This window comes from Pseudomonas sp. BW16M2, assembly GCF_014268865.1.
Classification (GTDB): Bacteria; Pseudomonadota; Gammaproteobacteria; order Pseudomonadales; family Pseudomonadaceae; genus Aquipseudomonas; species Aquipseudomonas peradeniyensis.
This window is the reverse complement of sequence record NZ_JABWRI010000018.1, coordinates 1-17,617: the sequence shown is the minus strand read 5'-3', so window position 1 is coordinate 17,617 and position 17,617 is coordinate 1. Positions and strand designations below refer to the sequence as shown.

The 17,617-nt window shown below is 66.0% G+C and carries 22 protein-coding genes; 11 read left to right on the top strand and 11 right to left on the bottom strand.

The window, feature by feature from the left end; genetic code table 11:
- Window positions 1-8: 8 nt before the first annotated feature.
- Window positions 9-1,391 (top strand): cysteine--tRNA ligase, encoded by a 1,383-nt coding sequence (gene cysS / locus HU735_RS16820; protein WP_186714427.1) that lies wholly within the window; start codon window positions 9-11, stop codon window positions 1,389-1,391.
- 157 nt (window positions 1,392-1,548) lie between these two features.
- Here the strand turns inward: cysS and HU735_RS16815 are convergent, their stop codons facing one another.
- The 6 genes from HU735_RS16815 to HU735_RS16790 all read right to left on the bottom strand — a co-directional run bounded on the left by HU735_RS16815 (window position 1,549) and on the right by HU735_RS16790 (window position 6,260).
- Window positions 1,549-2,928: a HAMP domain-containing sensor histidine kinase gene (locus HU735_RS16815; RefSeq protein ID WP_186714426.1), complete on the bottom strand. Its 1,380-nt coding sequence runs from the start codon at window positions 2,926-2,928 to the stop codon at window positions 1,549-1,551.
- A complete protein-coding gene (locus HU735_RS16810; protein WP_050706019.1) occupies window positions 2,906-3,586 on the bottom strand; it encodes a response regulator transcription factor in 681 nt (226 codons plus the stop codon). Before HU735_RS16810 ends, HU735_RS16815 begins: the two co-directional genes overlap by 23 nt.
- Before the next feature lie 259 nt (window positions 3,587-3,845).
- Window positions 3,846-4,865, bottom strand: coding sequence for a branched-chain amino acid aminotransferase (locus HU735_RS16805; RefSeq protein ID WP_028690746.1), 1,020 nt, complete (start codon window positions 4,863-4,865; stop codon window positions 3,846-3,848).
- A gap of 125 nt (window positions 4,866-4,990) precedes the next feature.
- The gene (locus HU735_RS16800) at window positions 4,991-5,233 is read right to left on the bottom strand and encodes a hypothetical protein (protein WP_186714425.1); all 243 of its coding nucleotides are present in this window, start codon (window positions 5,231-5,233) and stop codon (window positions 4,991-4,993) included.
- Window positions 5,234-5,541: 308 nt separating this feature from the next.
- Window positions 5,542-5,895 (bottom strand): hypothetical protein, encoded by a 354-nt coding sequence (locus tag HU735_RS16795; protein WP_186714495.1) that lies wholly within the window; start codon window positions 5,893-5,895, stop codon window positions 5,542-5,544.
- A complete protein-coding gene (locus HU735_RS16790; RefSeq protein ID WP_186714424.1) occupies window positions 5,892-6,260 on the bottom strand; it encodes a glyoxalase superfamily protein in 369 nt (122 codons plus the stop codon). Before HU735_RS16790 ends, HU735_RS16795 begins: the two co-directional genes overlap by 4 nt.
- Before the next feature lie 283 nt (window positions 6,261-6,543).
- Between HU735_RS16790 and HU735_RS16785 the strand changes: the two genes are divergently transcribed.
- The 10 genes from HU735_RS16785 to HU735_RS16740 all read left to right on the top strand — a co-directional run bounded on the left by HU735_RS16785 (window position 6,544) and on the right by HU735_RS16740 (window position 12,917).
- Window positions 6,544-7,377 carry an urease accessory protein UreD gene (locus HU735_RS16785; protein WP_186714423.1) on the top strand — a complete coding sequence of 278 codons (834 nt, stop codon included), beginning with the start codon at window positions 6,544-6,546 and terminating at the stop codon, window positions 7,375-7,377.
- A gap of 11 nt (window positions 7,378-7,388) precedes the next feature.
- On the top strand, window positions 7,389-7,691 hold the full coding sequence (locus HU735_RS16780; protein ID WP_038706005.1) for an urease subunit gamma: 303 nt from the start codon (window positions 7,389-7,391) through the stop codon (window positions 7,689-7,691).
- A 10-nt stretch (window positions 7,692-7,701) separates the two neighbouring features.
- Window positions 7,702-8,019 (top strand): urease subunit beta, encoded by a 318-nt coding sequence (locus HU735_RS16775; protein WP_186714494.1) that lies wholly within the window; start codon window positions 7,702-7,704, stop codon window positions 8,017-8,019.
- Window positions 8,016-9,719, top strand: a complete 1,704-nt coding sequence (ureC, locus tag HU735_RS16770; protein ID WP_186714422.1) for an urease subunit alpha — start codon at window positions 8,016-8,018, stop codon at window positions 9,717-9,719. Before HU735_RS16775 ends, ureC begins: the two co-directional genes overlap by 4 nt.
- A gap of 10 nt (window positions 9,720-9,729) precedes the next feature.
- Window positions 9,730-10,215 (top strand): urease accessory protein UreE, encoded by a 486-nt coding sequence (gene ureE / locus HU735_RS16765; protein WP_186714421.1) that lies wholly within the window; start codon window positions 9,730-9,732, stop codon window positions 10,213-10,215.
- Window positions 10,216-10,234: 19 nt separating this feature from the next.
- Window positions 10,235-10,780, top strand: a complete 546-nt coding sequence (locus HU735_RS16760) for a HupE/UreJ family protein (RefSeq protein ID WP_186714420.1) — start codon at window positions 10,235-10,237, stop codon at window positions 10,778-10,780.
- The gene (locus HU735_RS16755; protein WP_186714419.1) at window positions 10,780-11,454 is read left to right on the top strand and encodes an urease accessory UreF family protein; all 675 of its coding nucleotides are present in this window, start codon (window positions 10,780-10,782) and stop codon (window positions 11,452-11,454) included. Before HU735_RS16760 ends, HU735_RS16755 begins: the two co-directional genes overlap by 1 nt.
- Before the next feature lie 11 nt (window positions 11,455-11,465).
- Entirely contained in the window at window positions 11,466-12,107 is a 642-nt protein-coding gene (gene ureG / locus HU735_RS16750; protein ID WP_186714418.1) for an urease accessory protein UreG, read from the top strand.
- A 165-nt stretch (window positions 12,108-12,272) separates the two neighbouring features.
- Window positions 12,273-12,515 carry a hypothetical protein gene (locus tag HU735_RS16745; protein ID WP_186714417.1) on the top strand — a complete coding sequence of 81 codons (243 nt, stop codon included), beginning with the start codon at window positions 12,273-12,275 and terminating at the stop codon, window positions 12,513-12,515.
- Between the two features lie 201 nt (window positions 12,516-12,716).
- Window positions 12,717-12,917: a hypothetical protein gene (locus HU735_RS16740; protein WP_186714416.1), complete on the top strand. Its 201-nt coding sequence runs from the start codon at window positions 12,717-12,719 to the stop codon at window positions 12,915-12,917.
- Window positions 12,918-13,050: 133 nt separating this feature from the next.
- Here the strand turns inward: HU735_RS16740 and HU735_RS16735 are convergent, their stop codons facing one another.
- The 5 genes from HU735_RS16735 to HU735_RS16715 all read right to left on the bottom strand — a co-directional run bounded on the left by HU735_RS16735 (window position 13,051) and on the right by HU735_RS16715 (window position 17,528).
- The gene (locus HU735_RS16735) at window positions 13,051-13,662 is read right to left on the bottom strand and encodes a cell wall hydrolase (protein WP_186714415.1); all 612 of its coding nucleotides are present in this window, start codon (window positions 13,660-13,662) and stop codon (window positions 13,051-13,053) included.
- Window positions 13,663-13,709: 47 nt separating this feature from the next.
- The gene (locus HU735_RS16730; RefSeq protein WP_186714414.1) at window positions 13,710-14,627 is read right to left on the bottom strand and encodes an AEC family transporter; all 918 of its coding nucleotides are present in this window, start codon (window positions 14,625-14,627) and stop codon (window positions 13,710-13,712) included.
- 120 nt (window positions 14,628-14,747) lie between these two features.
- Window positions 14,748-15,611, bottom strand: coding sequence for a LysR substrate-binding domain-containing protein (locus HU735_RS16725; RefSeq protein WP_186714413.1), 864 nt, complete (start codon window positions 15,609-15,611; stop codon window positions 14,748-14,750).
- A gap of 55 nt (window positions 15,612-15,666) precedes the next feature.
- Window positions 15,667-16,515: an ABC transporter permease subunit gene (locus tag HU735_RS16720; protein WP_050706005.1), complete on the bottom strand. Its 849-nt coding sequence runs from the start codon at window positions 16,513-16,515 to the stop codon at window positions 15,667-15,669.
- Window positions 16,512-17,528 carry an ABC transporter substrate-binding protein gene (locus tag HU735_RS16715; RefSeq protein WP_186714412.1) on the bottom strand — a complete coding sequence of 339 codons (1,017 nt, stop codon included), beginning with the start codon at window positions 17,526-17,528 and terminating at the stop codon, window positions 16,512-16,514. The genes HU735_RS16720 and HU735_RS16715 overlap by 4 nt, the downstream gene beginning before the upstream one ends.
- Window positions 17,529-17,617: the final 89 nt, after the last annotated feature.

Genomic DNA, 17,617 nt, shown 5'->3' with positions numbered 1-17,617 from the left:
GAACCTTCGTGCTTACCATCTACAACACGCTGAGCAAGACCAAGGAAGTTTTCAAGCCGCTGGACGGCAACAAGGTGCGCATGTACGTGTGCGGCATGACCGTGTACGACTACTGCCACCTGGGCCACGGCCGCAGCATGGTGGCCTTCGACCTGGTCACCCGCTGGCTGCGCAAGAGCGGCTATGAGCTGACCTATGTGCGCAACATCACCGACATCGACGACAAGATCATCAACCGGGCCAACGAGAACGGCGAGTCGTTCGACGCGCTGACTGCCCGCATGATTGACGCGATGCACGAGGACGAGCGGCGCCTGAGCATCCTGCCGCCAGACCTGGAACCGCGTGCCACCGACCATATCCCCGGCATGCACGCGATGATCCAGACCCTGATCGACAAGGGCTATGCCTACGCGCCGGGCAATGGCGACGTGTACTACCGGGTCGGCAAGTTCGTCGGCTACGGCAAGCTGTCGCGCAAGAAGATCGAAGACCTGCGCATCGGCGCCCGCATCGAGGTCGACGAGGCCAAGCAGGACCCGCTGGACTTCGTCCTGTGGAAGGGCGTCAAGCCGGGCGAACCGTACTGGGATTCGCCGTGGGGCCCGGGCCGTCCGGGCTGGCACATCGAGTGCTCGGTGATGTCCACCTGCTGCCTGGGCGAGAGCTTCGACATCCACGGTGGCGGCAGCGACCTGGAGTTCCCGCACCACGAGAACGAGATCGCCCAGAGCGAGGCGGCCACCGGCAAGCAGTACGCCAACGCCTGGATGCACTGCGGCATGATCCGTATCAATGGCGAGAAGATGTCCAAGTCGTTGAACAACTTCTTCACCATCCGTGACGTGCTCGACAAGTACCACCCGGAAGTGGTGCGTTACCTGCTGGTGGCCAGCCACTACCGCAGCGCGATCAACTACTCCGAGGACAGCCTGCGCGACGCCAAGGGTGCGCTCGAGCGCTTCTATCACGCGCTGCGCGGCTTGCCGCGGGTCGCGGCCAAGGGTGGCGAGGCATTCGTCGAGCGTTTCACCGTGGCGATGAACGACGACTTCGGCACGCCGGAAGCCTGCGCTGTGCTGTTCGACCTGGTGCGCGAGATCAACCGCCTGCGCGACAGCGACCCCGAGGCCGCCGCCGGCCTGGCGGGTCGCCTGCGTGAGCTGGGGGATGTGCTGGGCGTGCTGCAGCTGGAGGCCGATGACTTCCTGCGCGCCGGTGCCGAGGGCAAGGTCGATGCTGCCGAAGTGGAGGCGCTGATCCAGGCGCGTCTGCAGGCGCGCACCGACAAGAACTGGGCCGAGTCCGACCGCATCCGCGATCAGCTGACCGCCATGGGCGTGGTGCTGGAAGACAGCAAGGGCACCACTACCTGGCGCCTGGCTGACTGAGTTCGAGCTTCAATCGTCGGTCAGGGCTTGTTGTTGAAGGTCTGACCGGGGACGAGACGGAAAAATCGCGGGGCAAGTCGCATCGGCGCACCGCCGCTCCCACGCCAGAACCCCCAAGCAGTGCTGGCGTGGGAGCGGGCTTGCCCCGCGATGCTTTTCAAGCGACGGAACAGTGCAGCACTAATTTGGCACCACCCAGTTCGCTGGACCCCACCTCAAGCCCAAAGCCATGCAGGTCGACGATCGCCGCGACGATCGACAGCCCCAACCCGAACCCCGGGTGGCGATGGCCTTCCTCGCTGCGGTAGAAGCGTTTCAACACCGCCTCGCGCTCATCCGCCGGAATCCCCGGCCCGCTGTCCTCGACGGCGATATGCACGCCTTGATCGTCTTCGCTGGCGACCATGCGCACCTGGCCGCCTTGCGGGGTGAACTTGATCGCATTGCCTACCAGGTTGGCCAGGGCCTCGAACAGCAACTCCCGATCGCCATGCAGGGCCGCCAGTTGCGCGGGCTGGCTCAGTTGCAGGCGGATGCCGCCATCCTCGGCCAGTGGCAGGTAGAAGTCGTGTAGCTCCACCAGCAAGGCCTGCGGGTCGAGCTGGACGAAGCCGGCGCGGCGCTGGCGGTCCTCAAGCTCGCTGATACGCAGCAGGCCACGGAAGCGCGCCATCAGCGTGTCGGTCTCGCCGATCGCCTGGTCCAGTGCTTCGCCTTCGGCAGAGTCGGCGCCGCTTTGCTGGCGAATGCGATAGAGCTGCGCGCGCAGGCGGGTCAGGGGCGTGCGAAGGTCGTGGGCGATGTTGTCACAGACCCCCTTGACCTCATGCATCAGCCTTTCGATGCGGTCGAGCATCGCGTTGACGATGGCGGCCAGCATGTCCAGTTCATCACGGCGCACCGACACCGGCAGGCGGTGGGTCAGGTCACCGGCGACGATGAGTTCGGCCTGGGCCTGGATCGCCCGGATGCGTTTGAGCGGTCGGCGGCGTAGCAGGTACCAGCCGGCGAAGCCTGGAATCAGGGTCAGGGAAATGCCCCAAAGCAGCGCGTCGAGAATGATCCGGGTGACCACGAACAGCGAGCCGTTGTCGCGCACCAGCACCAACCAGCGACCGTCCTGGACCTTGATCGCCACGGCGTCGCAGCTGTCGCGGGGCAGGTGCGGATCGTCGGCGTCCAGGCAGCGCTTGAGTTCATGGACCTTGCCGTCCAGGCCGAGCTCCGGCGGGATGCTGCGGATGCGCCCGCCAATCGGGTTGAGCTGGGGGTCGAACAGGCCGTAGGCGTCGAAGCTGCGCTCTTCGAAGGCCTGGCTTGCGATCAGTGCGTCGTCCAGCTGCTTGCCGCTCATATGGGCGAACAGGTGCTGGCGTTGCAGCATGGAATGACGGGTGAGCTTGTTCAGGTAGCTGGTGACCTCGAAGTACAGCACCCCCATGAGGATGCTGCTCCAGGCCACGAACAGGAAGCTGTACAGCGCCAGCAGGCGGCTGGTGGAGGAACTCCAGCCCTTAGACGGGTTCGGCAATGGCATAGCCGGAGCCCCGCACGGTACGGATCAGCGGGTTCTGCCCGGGCGAGTCGATCTTCTTGCGCAGGCGGCCGATGTGCACGTCGATCAGGTTGGTGCCCGGGTCGAAGTGGTAGCCCCAGACTTCCTCGAAGATCATCATCCGGGTGATTACCTGGCCGGAGTGGCGCATCAGGTACTCGAGCAGCTTGTACTCGGTGGGCAGCAGGTTCAGTGCCTGTTCGCCGCGGCGCGCCTCGTGGCTGATCAGGTCCAGCTCGAGGTCGGCGACCTGCAGGCGGGTCTGGGTCATCGGCACGCTGTTGCGGCGCAGCAGCACCTCGACCCGGGCGGCCATCTCGTCGGAGGCGAATGGCTTGGTCAGGTAGTCGTCGCCGCCGGCGCGCAGGCCGCGCACGCGCTCGTCGACGTCCGACAGGGCGCTGATCATCAGGATCGGCGTGGTGATCTTCAGGTTGCGCAGGGTGGTGACGATGGTCAGGCCATCGACCTCGGGCAGCATGCGGTCGAGGGTGATCAGGTCATAGCCGCCGGCGATGGCCTTGGCCAGGCCTTCACGGCCATTGTCGGCCCAGTCGACTTCCAGACCGTGGCTGGACAGTTCGGCGACGATTTCCTGGGCGGTGACGGCGTCGTCTTCGATAGTCAGTACGCGAGGCATGCTGGTTCCTGGGCGGCGAGTGGAGACCTGATTGTGCCAAAGAATAGACAACCGGCGATTTAAGAAAAATTCATCTGGCTGTATGGGAGACGCATCCCCCTGTAGGAGCGGGCTTGTCCCGCGAACACCGGCGATGCCGGTGCCATGCAGCGTGGTGCCTGCTTCGCGGGGCAAGCCCGCTCCTACAGGGGCCGTGGAGTCCAAGAAAAACGGGGCATGCCATCGCTGGCATGCCCCGTCTCTACTGCAGGCTGGTGCCTCAGGCGACCTTGACGATCCAGCCCGCCGGGGCTTCGACGTCACCGCTCTGGATGCCGGTCAGCTCGGCATAGAGCTTCTGGGTGACCGGGCCGACTTCGGTTTCGCTGTGGAACACGTGCAGCTTGCCGTTGTACTGGATACCGCCGATCGGCGTGATCACCGCGGCGGTACCGCAGGCGCCGGCTTCGACGAAACGGTCGAGCTTGTCGATTTCCACGTCGCCTTCGATCACTTTCAGGCCCAGGCGCGATTCGGCCAGTTCCATCAGCGACAGGCGGGTGATGCCCGGCAATACCGAGATCGACTTCGGCGTGACGAATTCGTTGTTGGCGGTGATGCCGAAGAAGTTGGCCGAGCCGACTTCCTCGATCTTCTTGTGGGTCAGCGGATCGAGGTAGATGCAGTCGGCGAAGCCGGCTTTCTTGGCCTCGTAGCCGGGTTGCAGGCTGGCCGCGTAGTTGCCGCCGACCTTGGCTGCGCCGGTGCCTTGCGGGGCTGCGCGGTCGTAGTCGGAGATCAGGAACTTGTGCGGGGTCATGCCGCCCTTGAAGTACGAGCCGACCGGGATGGCGAAGACCGAGAAGATGAACTCGGGGGCGGTGCGCACGCCGATGTTGTCACCGGTGCCGATCACGAACGGACGCAGGTACAGCGCGCCCTTGCCGTGCGGCGGCACGAACTTTTCGTTGGCCTTGACCACCTGCTTGCAGGCTTCGATGAACTGTTCGGTCGAGACCCGTGGCATCAGCAGGCGGTCGCAGCTGCGCTGCATGCGCGCGGCGTTCTGGTCGGGGCGGAACAGGTTGATAGAACCGTCCTTGCAGCGGTAGGCCTTCAGGCCTTCGAAGCACTGCTGGCCATAGTGCAGGGCGGTGGAGCCTTCACTGATGTGCAGCACGTTGTCTTCGGTCAGGGTGCCCTTGTCCCACTCGCCGTTACGCCATACGGACAGGTAACGTTTGTCGGTCTTGATGTAGTCGAAACCCAGCTTGTCCCAGTTAATGCTTTCGTTACTCATGACACCCTCATTGCTCTGGCCCGAACACGGCGGGCTGCTTTTATATGCGCACCCCGCCACCATAATACATCCGGCGCGGATCGGAAACGGCCAGTCACACAATCCGCCGGGCGTGTACGTTCGGGTCAGTCGCTGTCACGATGGCGATTACGATGAACGAACAGGCCTGAGCCTGTGCAGAGCAGAAATGTCACCCACATGGACCACTCCACGTTCAGGTACAGACCCTGAGGCAGGAACCACCAAGCCAACACACCTGCGCCAAGCAGAGACAGCCCGGCCCATTTGCGGAGCTTTGCAGCGCGAAGGCGGTGGTGGAGCACGGCTGCTGCAAGTGTGAGCAGTATCGCGGCGATGAAGGCGTTCATGGGTGCGCCTGGATAATCAGCGATTGGCTGGAGCGCTGCGGCCCGATACCTGCGCTGAGGGTTGCCTCAGCGCACACCATCCTGTCGCCGGTACGATAAGTCGGCAACCTGCTGCAAACATCAAGCACGATTCCGCAGTTGGCGATGACTTGATAGGTTTTCTCGAATTGCACTGTGACTTCCCTTTCGTTGCCGGGACGTGTTTCCCAGGGCCTGACAGTGAAAGGTTTTTGCAGTTGAACGAAGCTCCGTGCTTCCGAATTGGCTGTGGGATTTTTCTGTAATTTTGACCCGGGTGCGGGTCGGCCTCAGCGCAAGCGCCGGTTCCAGTCGCCGCCATGATCGCTCCAGCATGCCTCTTCGCTGTCGAAGCGCACATGCCAGGCCACATGGTCCAGTTCGATCCCCGCGTCGCTCAGCGCCTTGGCCGTCAGCGCGATCATCCGCGCCTTGTCCGCGCCGGCGAGTGCCCGGGCCTTGTCGGTGTCGTCGGTGAACACCCAGGTGATGCGCAGGCTGGCGGGGAAGTCGTCGAGGTCCACCTGGTGGGTGAGCCAGGCGAAACCGACGATCTCGCCCTGGGCGGTGGCGCAGGCCTCGGTCAGGCAGGCGACCATCTCCCGCTCCAGGCGCGCCAGGGCACGCTTGCCGCCGGCCATCAGACGTTGTCGATCTGCTGGCAGAAGCGCAGGCGGTTGCCGAACGGGTCGGTCACCTGCATCTCCAGGCCCCAGTCGACTGCCTCGGCGTGCGGTCGCGCATAGCCGTAGCGCTTGGCCAGCAGTTCGCGCTCCAGGGCCTTGAGGTCCTCGACCCGGGCGAACACCGCCGCGCCCGGCGTGGCGTCGCCGTGGTGCTCGGACAGGTGCAGGATCAGGCCGTCGCGGTGGACCTGCATGTACAGCGGCAGGTCCGGGGCGAAGCGATGCTCCCAGTCGAGCTGGAAACCGAGAAAGTCGAGGTAGAACTCCCGGGCCTTGTCGACCGAGAAGATCCGCAGGATCGGAATGGCGGGGGCGAATTGCATGGGGGCGTCCTTGGCTCGAAAAAGGGCAGGGTGGTCACTTTAGCGCACTTCGCCATCGAGGCTGGCACCCGAATTGCGCGCCGGGGCGCAGCCGCTCTGGGCCGCAGCCTGACGGCATGACTGACGGTTCGAAAGTTTCATCATCGTTCATCTGCGCAGTTGGCCCGCTCCCTGCTATATCCCCTCAGCGAATATTGATCGAGTGGTCAGCCCGGTGCGCCCGCAAGCCCCCGCGCTTGACCCTCAATCCGGCCACCAGGCCACGGATTTCAGGGGTTCCAGGATGTCGTTGGCGCAACAGATCGACCCACCGCAGGCAGACCCGGGCTGGAGCGCCCATCTGCAGTTGCGCTTCGTCCAGCGCGAGGGCGTGACCCGCCTTGGTGCGCGTCGTCATGTCGGACCTCTTTTGGTGCAGCGGCCGTTCTACCCGGAGGGTGCGCCGTGCCATGTCTATGTGCTGCACCCGCCCGGCGGGATCGTCGCCGGTGACCGCCTGGAGCTGGACATCCACCTGGAGAGCGGCAGCCACGCCTTGCTGACCATGCCCGGCGCCAGCAAGTTCTACCGCAGCATCGGCCCCACCGCGCGCCTGGCCCAGCGCTTTCACCTCGCCGCCGGCAGCACCCTGGAGTGGCTGCCCCAGGACAGCATCTTCTTCAACGGTGCCCGAGCCTGCCTGGACAGCCGTTTCACCCTGGAGCCCGATGCCCGCCTGCTGGCCTGGGAGACGCTGTGCCTGGGCCGTCCGGTAATGAACGAGCGCTTCGAGCAGGGCGCCCTGGACAGCCGACTGTGCATCGAGCTGCCCGGCGAGCCCGGCCTGCACGAGCGCCTGCGCATCGAAGGCGGACAACTGGACAAACTGGCCGGTTACCCGCTGGTCGCCACGTTCTGCGCTGCACCGGCCGATCAGGCGTTGCTCGACCAGGTGCGCCAGGCCCTCGACGAACTGGCGACACCCGCCGGCGCGACCCTGCTCGGCCCGCTGCTGGTGATCCGCCTGCTCGACCACGACAACCAACACCTGCAACGCAACCTGCAGCGCCTCTGGCACCTGCTACGCCCAGCCGTGCTCGGCCTGGCGCCGTGCCCGCCGCGCATCTGGGCCACCTGAAGAGAGCCGCCATGGAGCTGACCCCGCGAGAGAAAGACAAACTGCTGCTGTTCACCGCCGCCTTGCTGGCCGAACGGCGCCTGGCCCGTGGCCTGAAGCTCAACTACCCGGAAGCGGTGGCGCTGATCAGCGCCGCGGTGCTCGAAGGCGCCCGCGATGGCCGCACGGTGGCCGAGCTGATGAGCCTGGGCCGCGAGGTGCTGGTGCGCGAGCAGGTCATGGCCGGCGTGCCGGAGATGCTGCACGACGTCCAGGTCGAGGCGACCTTCCCCGACGGCACCAAGCTGGTGACCGTGCATGAACCCATCGTTTGAGGAGGCCGGCATGATCCCCGGAGAAGTCCAGGTCGCCGCAGGCGACATCGAGCTCAACGTCGGCCGCCAGACCCTCAGCGTCAGCGTGGCCAACCATGGCGACCGCCCGGTGCAGGTGGGCTCGCACTACCACTTCCACGAAGTCAACGACGCCCTGGTGTTCGAGCGCGAGCCGACCCGTGGCTTTCGCCTGGACATTCCGGCCGGCACCGCGGTGCGCTTCGAGCCGGGGCAGGCCCGCACCGTGCAACTGGTGGCCTATGCCGGCAAGCGCGAGGTGTACGGCTTCCAGGGCAAGGTGATGGGCGCGCTGGAGGGCAGGGCATGAGCCGCATTTCCCGCCAGGCCTACGCCGATATGTTCGGGCCCACCGTCGGTGACCGCGTACGCCTGGCCGATACCGCGCTGTGGGTGGAGGTGGAGAAGGACTTCACGATCTATGGCGAGGAGGTCAAGTTCGGTGGCGGCAAGGTGATCCGCGACGGCATGGGCCAGGGTCAGATGCTCGCGGCCGAGGCCATGGACCTGGTGCTGACCAACGCACTGATCATCGACCACTGGGGCATCGTCAAGGCCGATATCGGCGTCAAGCACGGGCGTATTGCCGCCATCGGCAAAGCCGGCAATCCCGATGTGCAGCCCGGCGTCACGGTACCGGTGGGGCCGGGTACCGAGGTGATCGCCGCCGAAGGCAAGATCGTCACCGCCGGCGGCATCGACTCGCATATCCACTTCATCTGCCCGCAGCAGGTGGAGGAGGCGCTGACCAGCGGCGTGACCACCTTCATCGGCGGTGGCACCGGCCCCGCCACCGGCACCAACGCCACTACCTGCACCCCCGGCCCCTGGTACCTGGCGCGCATGCTTCAGGCCGCCGACTGCCTGCCGATCAACATCGGCCTGCTGGGCAAGGGCAACGCCTCGCGGCCCGAGGCCCTGCGCGAGCAGATCGCCGCCGGCGCCGTGGGCCTCAAGCTGCACGAAGACTGGGGCTCGACGCCCGCCGCCATCGACTGCTGCCTGGGGGTGGCCGAGGAGATGGACATCCAGGTGGCGATCCACACCGACACCCTCAACGAGTCGGGCTGCATCGAAGACACCCTGGCCGCCATCGGCGAGCGCACCATCCATACCTTCCACACCGAAGGGGCGGGCGGTGGCCATGCGCCGGACATCATCCGCGCGGCGGGGCAGGCCAACGTGTTGCCGTCCTCGACCAACCCGACGCTGCCCTACACCGTGAACACGGTGGACGAGCACCTGGACATGCTCATGGTCTGCCACCACCTGGACCCGAGCATCGCCGAGGACGTGGCCTTCGCCGAGTCGCGCATCCGCCGCGAGACCATCGCCGCCGAGGACATCCTCCACGACATGGGCGCCTTCGCCATGACCTCGTCCGACTCCCAGGCCATGGGCCGGGTCGGCGAGGTGGTGCTGCGCACCTGGCAGGTGGCGCACCAGATGAAGCTGCGCCGTGGCCCGCTGGCGCCGGACGGCGCCTACAGCGACAACTTCCGGGTCAAACGCTACATCGCCAAGTACACCATCAACCCGGCGCTGACCCATGGCATCGCCCACGAAGTCGGTTCGGTGGAGGTGGGCAAACTGGCCGACCTGGTGCTGTGGGCGCCGGCGTTCTTCGCGGTCAAGCCGGTCCTGGTGCTCAAGGGCGGGATGATCGCCACGGCTCCGATGGGCGATATCAACGGCTCGATCCCGACCCCGCAACCGGTGCACTACCGGCCGATGTTCGGCGCCCTGGGCGCGGCGCGGCATGCCACGCGCATGACCTTCCTGCCCCAGGCCGCCGTGGACCGTGGCCTGCCCCACGAGCTGAAGCTGCAGAGCCTGATCGGCGTGGCCCATGGCTGCCGGCGGGTGCGCAAGGCCGACATGGTCCACAACACCCTGCAACCGCTGATCGAGGTCGATGCCCAGACCTACCAGGTGCGCGCCGACGGCGAGCTGCTGGTGTGCGAGCCGGCCCACGAGCTGCCGCTGGCGCAGCGTTATTTCCTGTTCTGAAGGAGCGAACATGATTGTCCTCACCCGTCGCATCACCCAGGCCGAGGCCATCACCGGCACGGTCACCCTCGATGTCGACAGCCGCATCAAGAGCCGACTGCGGGTCACCCTCGACGATGGCCGCGAGGCCGGATTGATGCTCGAGCGCGGCCATCTGCTGCGTGGCGGCGAATTGCTGGGCGATGCCGAAGGCACCCAGGTGATCCAGGTACTGGCCGCGCCGGAGGCGGTGTCCACGGTGCGTTGCGCCGACCCACACCTGCTGGCCCGCGCCGCCTACCACCTGGGCAACCGCCATGTGCCGCTGCAGATCGAGCCGGGCCTGTTGCGCTACCAGCACGACCATGTGCTCGACGACATGCTGCGCGGCCTGGGGCTGGAAGTGGTCGCCGAACAGGCGCCGTTCGAGCCCGAGGCCGGTGCCTACCAGAGCGCGCCCCATGGCCATTCCCATGGCCACGACCATCCATTCGTACGTTTGCCAGCCCATTCCTGACCTCACCCTGGAGCCCACAATGAAAAAGATTTTCGCCCTGGTACTGCTGATGGCGGCCCTGCCGGCCTTCGCCCACCCCGGCCACGACGCCAACCCGCTGCAAGATGGTCTGCTGCATCCGCTGACCGGCCTCGATCACCTGCTGATGCTGCTCGGTACTGGCGTGCTCGCCGCCCTGACCCGGCGTAACCTGACCCTGCCGCTGGCGACCCTGGCGGCGATGTTCGGTGGCGCGGTGTGCGGCCACCTGTTCGGCGATGTGGTCGGCATGGAGCAGATGATCCTCGGCTCGCTGCTGGTGGCCGCCGCCGCCATGCTGCTGCCGAGCCGCCAGCTGCTGCTGTCGCTGATCATGCCGGTGTTCGCCTTGTTCCACGGCTGGGCCCATGGCGTGGAAGCCACGCCCAGCGCGTTCTGGCAGTTCAGCGCCGGCTTCGTCACGGTCAGCGGCCTGCTGCTGGCGGTAGGCTTCGGTGTCGGTTGCCTGCTGCGCCGCCATGCCGGCCTGCAGAAAGCCTTTGGCGGCGGCCTGCTGGCCGGAGCCGCGCTGGTGCTGGCCGGCTGATGAACAGCGACCTGGCGCTGCTGCGCCTGCTGCAGCTGGCCAGCCCCGGCCTGCCCGTGGGCGGCTTCACCTACTCGCAAGGCCTGGAGTGGGCCGTGGAAGCCGGCTGGGTGACGGACGCCAAGGGCTTCGCCGCCTGGCAGCGCGAGCAGTTGCACGACACCCTCGGCCATCTCGACTGGCCGCTGCTGGCGCGCCTCTACCGGGCTTGCCAGGAGGACGATGCCGAGGCCTTCGCCCACTGGAGCATGTTCCTGCTGGCCAACCGCGAGACCGCCGAGTTGCGCCTCGAGGAGCGCCAGCGCGGCAGCGCCCTGGCGCGTCTGCTCGATGGCTGGCAGCTGGCGCAGGCTCCGGCCTGGCGCACCAGCCTCGAACTCAGCCAGCTGGGCGGCATGGCCTGGCTCGGCGCGCACTGGTCGATCCCGCTGCGCCAGCTCGCCCTGGGCCATGGCTTCGCCTGGCTGGAAGGCGCGGTGATGGCGGGGGTGAAGTTGGTGCCGTTCGGCCAGCAAGCCGCCCAGACCTTGCTGCGCGACCTGGGCGAGGCACTGCCCGCCGTGCTCGACCATGCCCTGGCGCTCGACGACGACCAGCTCGGCGGCGGCCTGCCGCTGCTGGCCATCGCCTCATCGCGTCACGAAACCCAATACACCCGTTTGTTCCGTTCCTGAGGACTGCCTAGATGGAAAACTACCAGCAACCCCTGCGCGTCGGTGTCGGCGGCCCGGTCGGATCCGGCAAGACCGCGCTGCTCGAGTGCCTGTGCAAGGCCATGCGCGACCACTACCAGATCGCCGTGGTGACCAACGACATCTACACCAAGGAAGACCAGCGCATCCTCACCGAGGCCGGGGCCCTGGCGCCCGAGCGCATCGTCGGCGTCGAGACTGGCGGCTGTCCGCATACCGCGATCCGCGAGGATGCCTCGATGAACCTGGCCGCCGTCGAAGCATTGGCACGCCGGTTCGGCAACCTCGAAGTGATCTTCGTCGAGAGTGGCGGCGACAACCTCAGCGCCACCTTCAGCCCGGAGCTGGCTGACCTGACCATCTACGTGATCGACGTCGCCGAGGGCGAGAAGATCCCACGCAAGGGCGGGCCTGGGATCACCAAGTCGGACTTCCTGGTGATCAACAAGACCGACCTGGCGCCCTATGTCGGTGCTTCGCTGGAAGTGATGGAGCGTGATACCCGGCGCATGCGCCCGGAGCGGCCATGGACTTTCAGCAATCTTAAGAAGGGCGAGGGCTTGCAGGCGGTGATCGACTTTATTGTCGAGCGGGGAATGCTGGGGGAAAGAGGTTGTAGGAGTGATGGAGCGTAAGCCAATTACTCGATTGATTTCCTGCGGTTCGGAAGTGGGTTTCTGGCGGCGGAGTTGGCTTTTCCTAAAGCTGAATGGCCTGGCTGACAGATAAAGTCTGTCGGGCTGCAGGGGAAAGAATTCGCCGGCGGTAAATGAAACCAAGACTCACTGAAAGGACACCGTATGAAAAAGGTCGTATTGGCAGCGTTGTTTGCATCTGCTGGCTTGATCCAGGCTGCCCATGGCGATGAAATGGCGGGCGCAGTCGTTGCCAAAGGGCATTCGCCGTTCAGTCGCGGCGCCGCTGCCGAACAGAGGCTGCAGCTTGCCGCCGCCTACCTTGGCGATACCGGATACGGGGCATGTCCGGAAGGAACGGCGCGGACACCGGCCGGAAACTGTCAGCCTCCCTTCGATTTCGATTGATTGTCGCTATTGGGGGCGTACCAGCGACCGTAGGTACGGAGCCATCGAGATGAGGGCTTTTCTCCTGTTCGTGGTTAATGTGTCCTAAAGCCAGAGTGCTGCGTGAGGGATAAATTCGATTGGGTTGTTACGCCGGAGAAGCCATAGCGGTTTGCCTGGCTGGCAGCGAAAAATCAGTAATCCTCACTCAAGGAAGCACAAATGAAAAAAGTCGTTCTGGTTGCTCTGATGGCAGCTGCGGGTATGGCCCAGGCCGCCCACAAAAATGAGAGCCTGCGTGCCGGTGTGATTGCCTCGCAGCCGGCGTTCTATACGTCGGTTCACCTGAGCTGCCCGCCTGGTACCAAGGAGATTGGTGACGACTGCGTACCGACCGCTCAGCTGGATATCGATTTCGAGTAATTGTCGGTAGCGTTACCCCATCGCCCGATACTGTCGCTTTAACGATAGTGTCGGTGCCATGGTTTCCATGCAACATCGCGTATCGAAGTTCGCTCATTTTCGTGTGAGGATGGGCACCTCGGTCCAGCAGGTTTCATCGAGCCAGCGCCTGGTTCGGCTTGTAGAATAGAAAGTGCGTGGTCTCGGCCGTCTTGCGGTAGGCCTTGGCCCAGTCCGGGCTCACATTGCGGTCGTGGAAGTACAGCGCGCCGCCGGTGGGGTCCCGTAACTGCTGGTTGAGGGCCTTGCGGGCGATCTCCTTGGCCACCGTGTAGCGTTCCTCTTCTTCCACCTGATCGGGGCGTCCGTCGCACCACCAGGAGAACTGGCAACTCTTGCTCTCCACCCCTTGCTTGACCACCCCGCAGATGCTATCGGGGAAGCCCTCGTGGCCCAGGCGGTTGAGCACCACGCTGGCCACCGCGCTCATGTCATTGGCGTCGGCGCCCTTGGCTTCCCAGTAGATGGTGCGCGCCAGGCAGGTGATGCTGTCGTCCATCGGCGCCTGGCCGGCCGGGTCGACGGCCTGGACTTCACCGGGGGTAAGGGTTTCCTGCTTTTTCGGCGGTGGCGCATCCTCGACCACTTTTTCTTCCAATACCTGTGCCTTGTCTTCGGCAACCGCGGCCTTCTGGCTGACGGCGGCGGGTAGGGGGCCTGCAAGCAGGCTCAGGGACAGGCCGAGCAGCATCCACGATAGGCGCATGATCGAGTTTCCGCGAGGTTGGCTGTCCACAGTCTAGCCGTATCGCTTCAACTCAGCGTCAAGGTCAGCACCAGTGGCAGGGTCGCCGCGGCAACGACGGTCTGCAGGGCGATGATGGTGGCCATCAGCGGCGCGTTGCCGCCCATCTGCCGGGCCATCACATAGGATGACGAGGCGGTGGGCAGGGCTTGGAACAGCACCGCCACCACCGCTGCCTGGCCGCCCAGCCCCAGGAGCCGGCACAGACCCCAGGTGGTCAACGGCATGACCAGGAACTTGAACAGCGACGCGGCCAGCAGCGGTTTGACTTGCTGGCCCAGGCGCGCCCCACCCAGCGCCGCGCCAACGCACAGCAGGCCCAAGGGCAACGCCGCCTGGCCCAGGGCCTTGACCGTGGGCTCCAGACCGGCCGGCAGGCCGAGTTCGGTCACCCGTAGCAGCAGCCCTCCGGCGCAGCCGATGATCAGCGGGTTGGCGAAGATCGCCTTGAGCACGGTGGCCGGTGAACTGTGGCGGGCGCTGAAACGGGCGAAGACCAGCACGCAGAGCAGGTTGACCAGTGGCACGATGGCCGCATTGGCCACCGCCGCCAGGGCGATGCCGGCCGTGCCGTAGATACCGGCGGCCAGGGTCGCGCCAATATAGTTGTTGAAGCGCACGCCACCCTGGAACACCGAGGTGAAGTCGGCGCCGTCATGGCTGGCCGCGCCCTGGTAGAGCACCAGCAGCAGGGCGCCGAGCAGCGTCGAGAGCATCAGCACGCCGACCATGCCCAGCACCGGCACGCCGTCGAGGTTGGCGGTGGCCAGGCCGTGCAGGAACAGCGACGGCAGCAGCACGTAGTAGCTCAGGCGCTCGGCGCCGGGCCAGAAGGTTTCGGCGAGAAAACCACGCAACCGCAGCCAGGTGCCCAGGGCGATAAGCAGGATGATCGGAACGAGGGTGGTGAGCAGCAGATGGAGCATGGGCGTGGGTCCGTGGTCGGGTACGGCCACAGACTAGCGGAGTGCAGTGAACAGAAAAAACGGTGTTTTCTTAAGCGACTGTTGAGGAAAACTGCACGATTAAAGCAGGGCTGAGTGATCTCAGGCCTCCAGCGCGGTCCTCAACACCGCGCTCAAGTGCCGGCGCTGGCTCTTCTCGTGCTCCAGCAGCACCATGCGCCGGGTCAGCTGCGGCTCGCCGAAGGGCAGCACGGTGGCGGCAGGCAGTCGTTCGAGGTCGTCGTCGCTCATGGGAATCACCGCTACCCCAAGCCCCATGGCCGCCATCCGCGCCAGGGCCTCCTGGCTGTCCAGTTCCATCTGCTCGTTGACCTGCAGGCGCTGGCGGCGCAGTTCCTGTTCGATCTGCCGGCCGGCCCAGGCGCGTTTGTCGAAACGCAGGAACGGCTGGCTGGCGAGCAGCGTCGGCAGGCTCTGGCCGGCCAGGTCCGGGCTGGCGATGGCCCAGAAGCGGTCCTCGAACAGCGGCGTGTATTGCAGGCTCTGTGGGTAGGGGCTGACCGGTTCGGTGGTGATCGCCGCGTCCAGCTCGCCATCCTCGACCCGCCGTGCGAGCTCTGCCGACATGCCCGAGACCACGCTGACATGCAGCTCGGGATGGTGGGCCTTGATCCACACCAGCGCCCTGGGCAGGCGCCGGGCGAGCACGGTGTGGATCGCGCCGATGCGCAGGCGTCCGCGCAGGCTCGGGCCGCTGGCCAGGGTGTCTGCCAGTTCGTCGTAGGCCGCCAGGATGCTTTCAGCACGGGCCACGGCCAACTGGCCGGCCTCGGTCAGCACGACCTGACGGCGGCTGCGGTCGAACAGGGCGACTTGCAGCTCGTCCTCCAGGGTCTTGATGTGCAGGCTCACCGCCGACGGGGTCAGGCTCAGCAGGTCGGCGGCGCGGGCGAAGGTGCCGTGGCGGGCGATGGTGACCAGGGTGCGCAGGGCTTTGAGGGACACGCGTGGCAGGCTCCGGATGTTGGCAGGGCTCGGCTACGATACGCGAATGTGGGCCTCAGCGCCCGGGACGACCATAGGCCTGGCTGATGCGGTCGATGACCATCGCCAGGGCGACGATCGCCAGCCCTGCCTCGACGCCCTGGCCGACGTTCAGGGTCTGGATCCCGGCCAGCACATCCTCGCCCAGCCCGCGGGCACCGATCATCGAGGCCACCACCACCATCGACAGGGCCATCATCACCGACTGGTTGAGCCCGGCCATGATGCTTGGCAAGGCCAGCGGCAGGGCGATGCGCCGCAGGCGCTGCCAGCGACTGGCGCCCAGGCCGTGGGCGGCCTGCAACAGCGACGGGTCGATCTGCGCCAGGCCCAGGTCGGTCAGGCGCACCAGCGGCGGCAAGGCATAGATCAGGGTGGCGAACACCGCCGGCACCTTGCCCAGGCCGAACAGCATCAGCACCGGGATCAGGTAGACGAAGGCCGGCAGCGTCTGCATCACGTCGAGCACCGGCAACACCAGGCGCCGGGCCAGCGGACGGGTGGCCAGCAGGATGCCCAGCGGCACGCCGACCAGCACGCACAGGCCGGTGCTCACCAGAACCAGGGCGAGGGTCTGCAGCAGTTTGTCCCACAGGCCGAGCATGCCGATCAGCGCCAGCAGCAGCGGCAGCACCAATGCCCGCGCCAGGCTGCGGCTGGCGTGCCAGGCCAAAAGCCCGACCAGCAGCAGCAACAGCCACCAGGGCAGCAGCCGGAGCAGGTTTTCCAGGCCTACCAGCAGTTGCAGCAGCTGGTCGGAGATGCTGCGCAGGTGATCGCCATAGTGCAGCACCAGCCAGTCGACCAGGCGGTTGACCCAAGCGGCGAAGGAGAATTGCAGGGCTTCGGGGAAACCACCACTCACAGGCCGGCCTCGACCTTGGCGGCGTTTTCGGCGGGTAGCCAGGCTTTCCACACAGTGGGGTTGTCGCGCAGGAAGGCGAGGGCGGCCTCGCGTGGTGGCTGGCGGGTCTCGCTCATGCGTGCCAAGGCCTTGTTCAGGGTGGCGATGGGCAGATCGACCTTTTCGAATACCGCGACCAGCTCGGGGTGGGCGTCACGGAATGCCTTTGACACGCCGATCGAGAGCTTGGCCGGCAACGAGCGGCTGCCTTTCGGGTTGGGGTTGGCGGCATCGGTCAGGGTGGCCCAGGCGCTGGCATCGAACGGGGGTTCCTCCAGGCGCACCAGTTCGTAGCGGCCCATCAACGGCGTCGGGCTCCAGTAGTAGAACAGCACCGGCTGACCTCGGCGGATGGCAGAGCCGATCTCGGCGTCAAGGGCGGCGCCGGAGCCGCTACGGAAGTTGTTGTACAGCCCATCCAGGCCATAGGCCTTGAGCTTCTGGCTGTTGACGGTCTCGGAGGTCCAGCCGCTGGGGCTGTTGAGGAAGCGGCCCTTGCCGGACACCTCGGGGTCCTTGAACACCTGGGGGTAGCGCTTGAGGTCGTCGACGCTGCGCAGGTCCGGGGCCAAGGGTTTCAGGTTACGTGCGGGGTCGCCCTTGATCACGTAGGCCGGCACCCACCAGCCTTCCTCGGCGTTCTTCACCGTGTCGCCCAGGGCGAACACCTGGCCGGCCTGCTCGGCCTTGACCCAGGCGGGGCTGCGTCCGGCCCATTCCTCGGCGATAACTTGCAGGTCGTTGCGCGCCAGGGCCACTTCCATGCTGACGGTGCTGCCGGGGAGGGTATCGGTGGGGTAGTCGTAACCGTGTTCGACGATCAGGCGCAGGATCTCGGTGGTCAGGGCACCGCTTTCCCAGCCGATGGCGCCGAAGTGGATGGGGGCGGGTTGTTCGGCGGACGCCGCGCTGTCGGTGCTGGCCAGGCCGATGGCGAGCAGCAGGCTGGCCAGCAGGGTGGGAACTTTCTTCATCGGGGCCTCGTCGGTTGCCGGTCCTTGGGTTCCGGCAGAAGTGTAGACGACGAGGTTGCCGGGGCCGCCAAGCGGCCCCGCCGCGGAGG

Bases quoted from the DNA above. Each gene is read 5' to 3' on its own strand.
- HU735_RS16815 (WP_186714426.1), bottom strand. From the start codon at position 2,928: ATGCCATTGCCGAACCCGTCTAAGGGCTGGAGTTCCTCCACCAGCCGC.
- HU735_RS16810 (WP_050706019.1), bottom strand. From the start codon at position 3,586: ATGCCTCGCGTACTGACTATCGAAGACGACGCCGTCACCGCCCAGGAA.
- HU735_RS16805 (WP_028690746.1), bottom strand. From the start codon at position 4,865: ATGAGTAACGAAAGCATTAACTGGGACAAGCTGGGTTTCGACTACATC.
- HU735_RS16800 (WP_186714425.1), bottom strand. From the start codon at position 5,233: ATGAACGCCTTCATCGCCGCGATACTGCTCACACTTGCAGCAGCCGTG.
- HU735_RS16790 (WP_186714424.1), bottom strand. From the start codon at position 6,260: ATGCAATTCGCCCCCGCCATTCCGATCCTGCGGATCTTCTCGGTCGAC.
- HU735_RS16785 (WP_186714423.1), top strand. From the start codon at position 6,544: ATGTCGTTGGCGCAACAGATCGACCCACCGCAGGCAGACCCGGGCTGG.
- HU735_RS16780 (WP_038706005.1), top strand. From the start codon at position 7,389: ATGGAGCTGACCCCGCGAGAGAAAGACAAACTGCTGCTGTTCACCGCC.
- HU735_RS16775 (WP_186714494.1), top strand. From the start codon at position 7,702: ATGATCCCCGGAGAAGTCCAGGTCGCCGCAGGCGACATCGAGCTCAAC.
- ureC (WP_186714422.1), top strand. From the start codon at position 8,016: ATGAGCCGCATTTCCCGCCAGGCCTACGCCGATATGTTCGGGCCCACC.
- ureE (WP_186714421.1), top strand. From the start codon at position 9,730: ATGATTGTCCTCACCCGTCGCATCACCCAGGCCGAGGCCATCACCGGC.
- HU735_RS16760 (WP_186714420.1), top strand. From the start codon at position 10,235: ATGAAAAAGATTTTCGCCCTGGTACTGCTGATGGCGGCCCTGCCGGCC.
- HU735_RS16755 (WP_186714419.1), top strand. From the start codon at position 10,780: ATGAACAGCGACCTGGCGCTGCTGCGCCTGCTGCAGCTGGCCAGCCCC.
- ureG (WP_186714418.1), top strand. From the start codon at position 11,466: ATGGAAAACTACCAGCAACCCCTGCGCGTCGGTGTCGGCGGCCCGGTC.
- HU735_RS16745 (WP_186714417.1), top strand. From the start codon at position 12,273: ATGAAAAAGGTCGTATTGGCAGCGTTGTTTGCATCTGCTGGCTTGATC.
- HU735_RS16740 (WP_186714416.1), top strand. From the start codon at position 12,717: ATGAAAAAAGTCGTTCTGGTTGCTCTGATGGCAGCTGCGGGTATGGCC.
- HU735_RS16735 (WP_186714415.1), bottom strand. From the start codon at position 13,662: ATGCGCCTATCGTGGATGCTGCTCGGCCTGTCCCTGAGCCTGCTTGCA.
- HU735_RS16730 (WP_186714414.1), bottom strand. From the start codon at position 14,627: ATGCTCCATCTGCTGCTCACCACCCTCGTTCCGATCATCCTGCTTATC.
- HU735_RS16715 (WP_186714412.1), bottom strand. From the start codon at position 17,528: ATGAAGAAAGTTCCCACCCTGCTGGCCAGCCTGCTGCTCGCCATCGGC.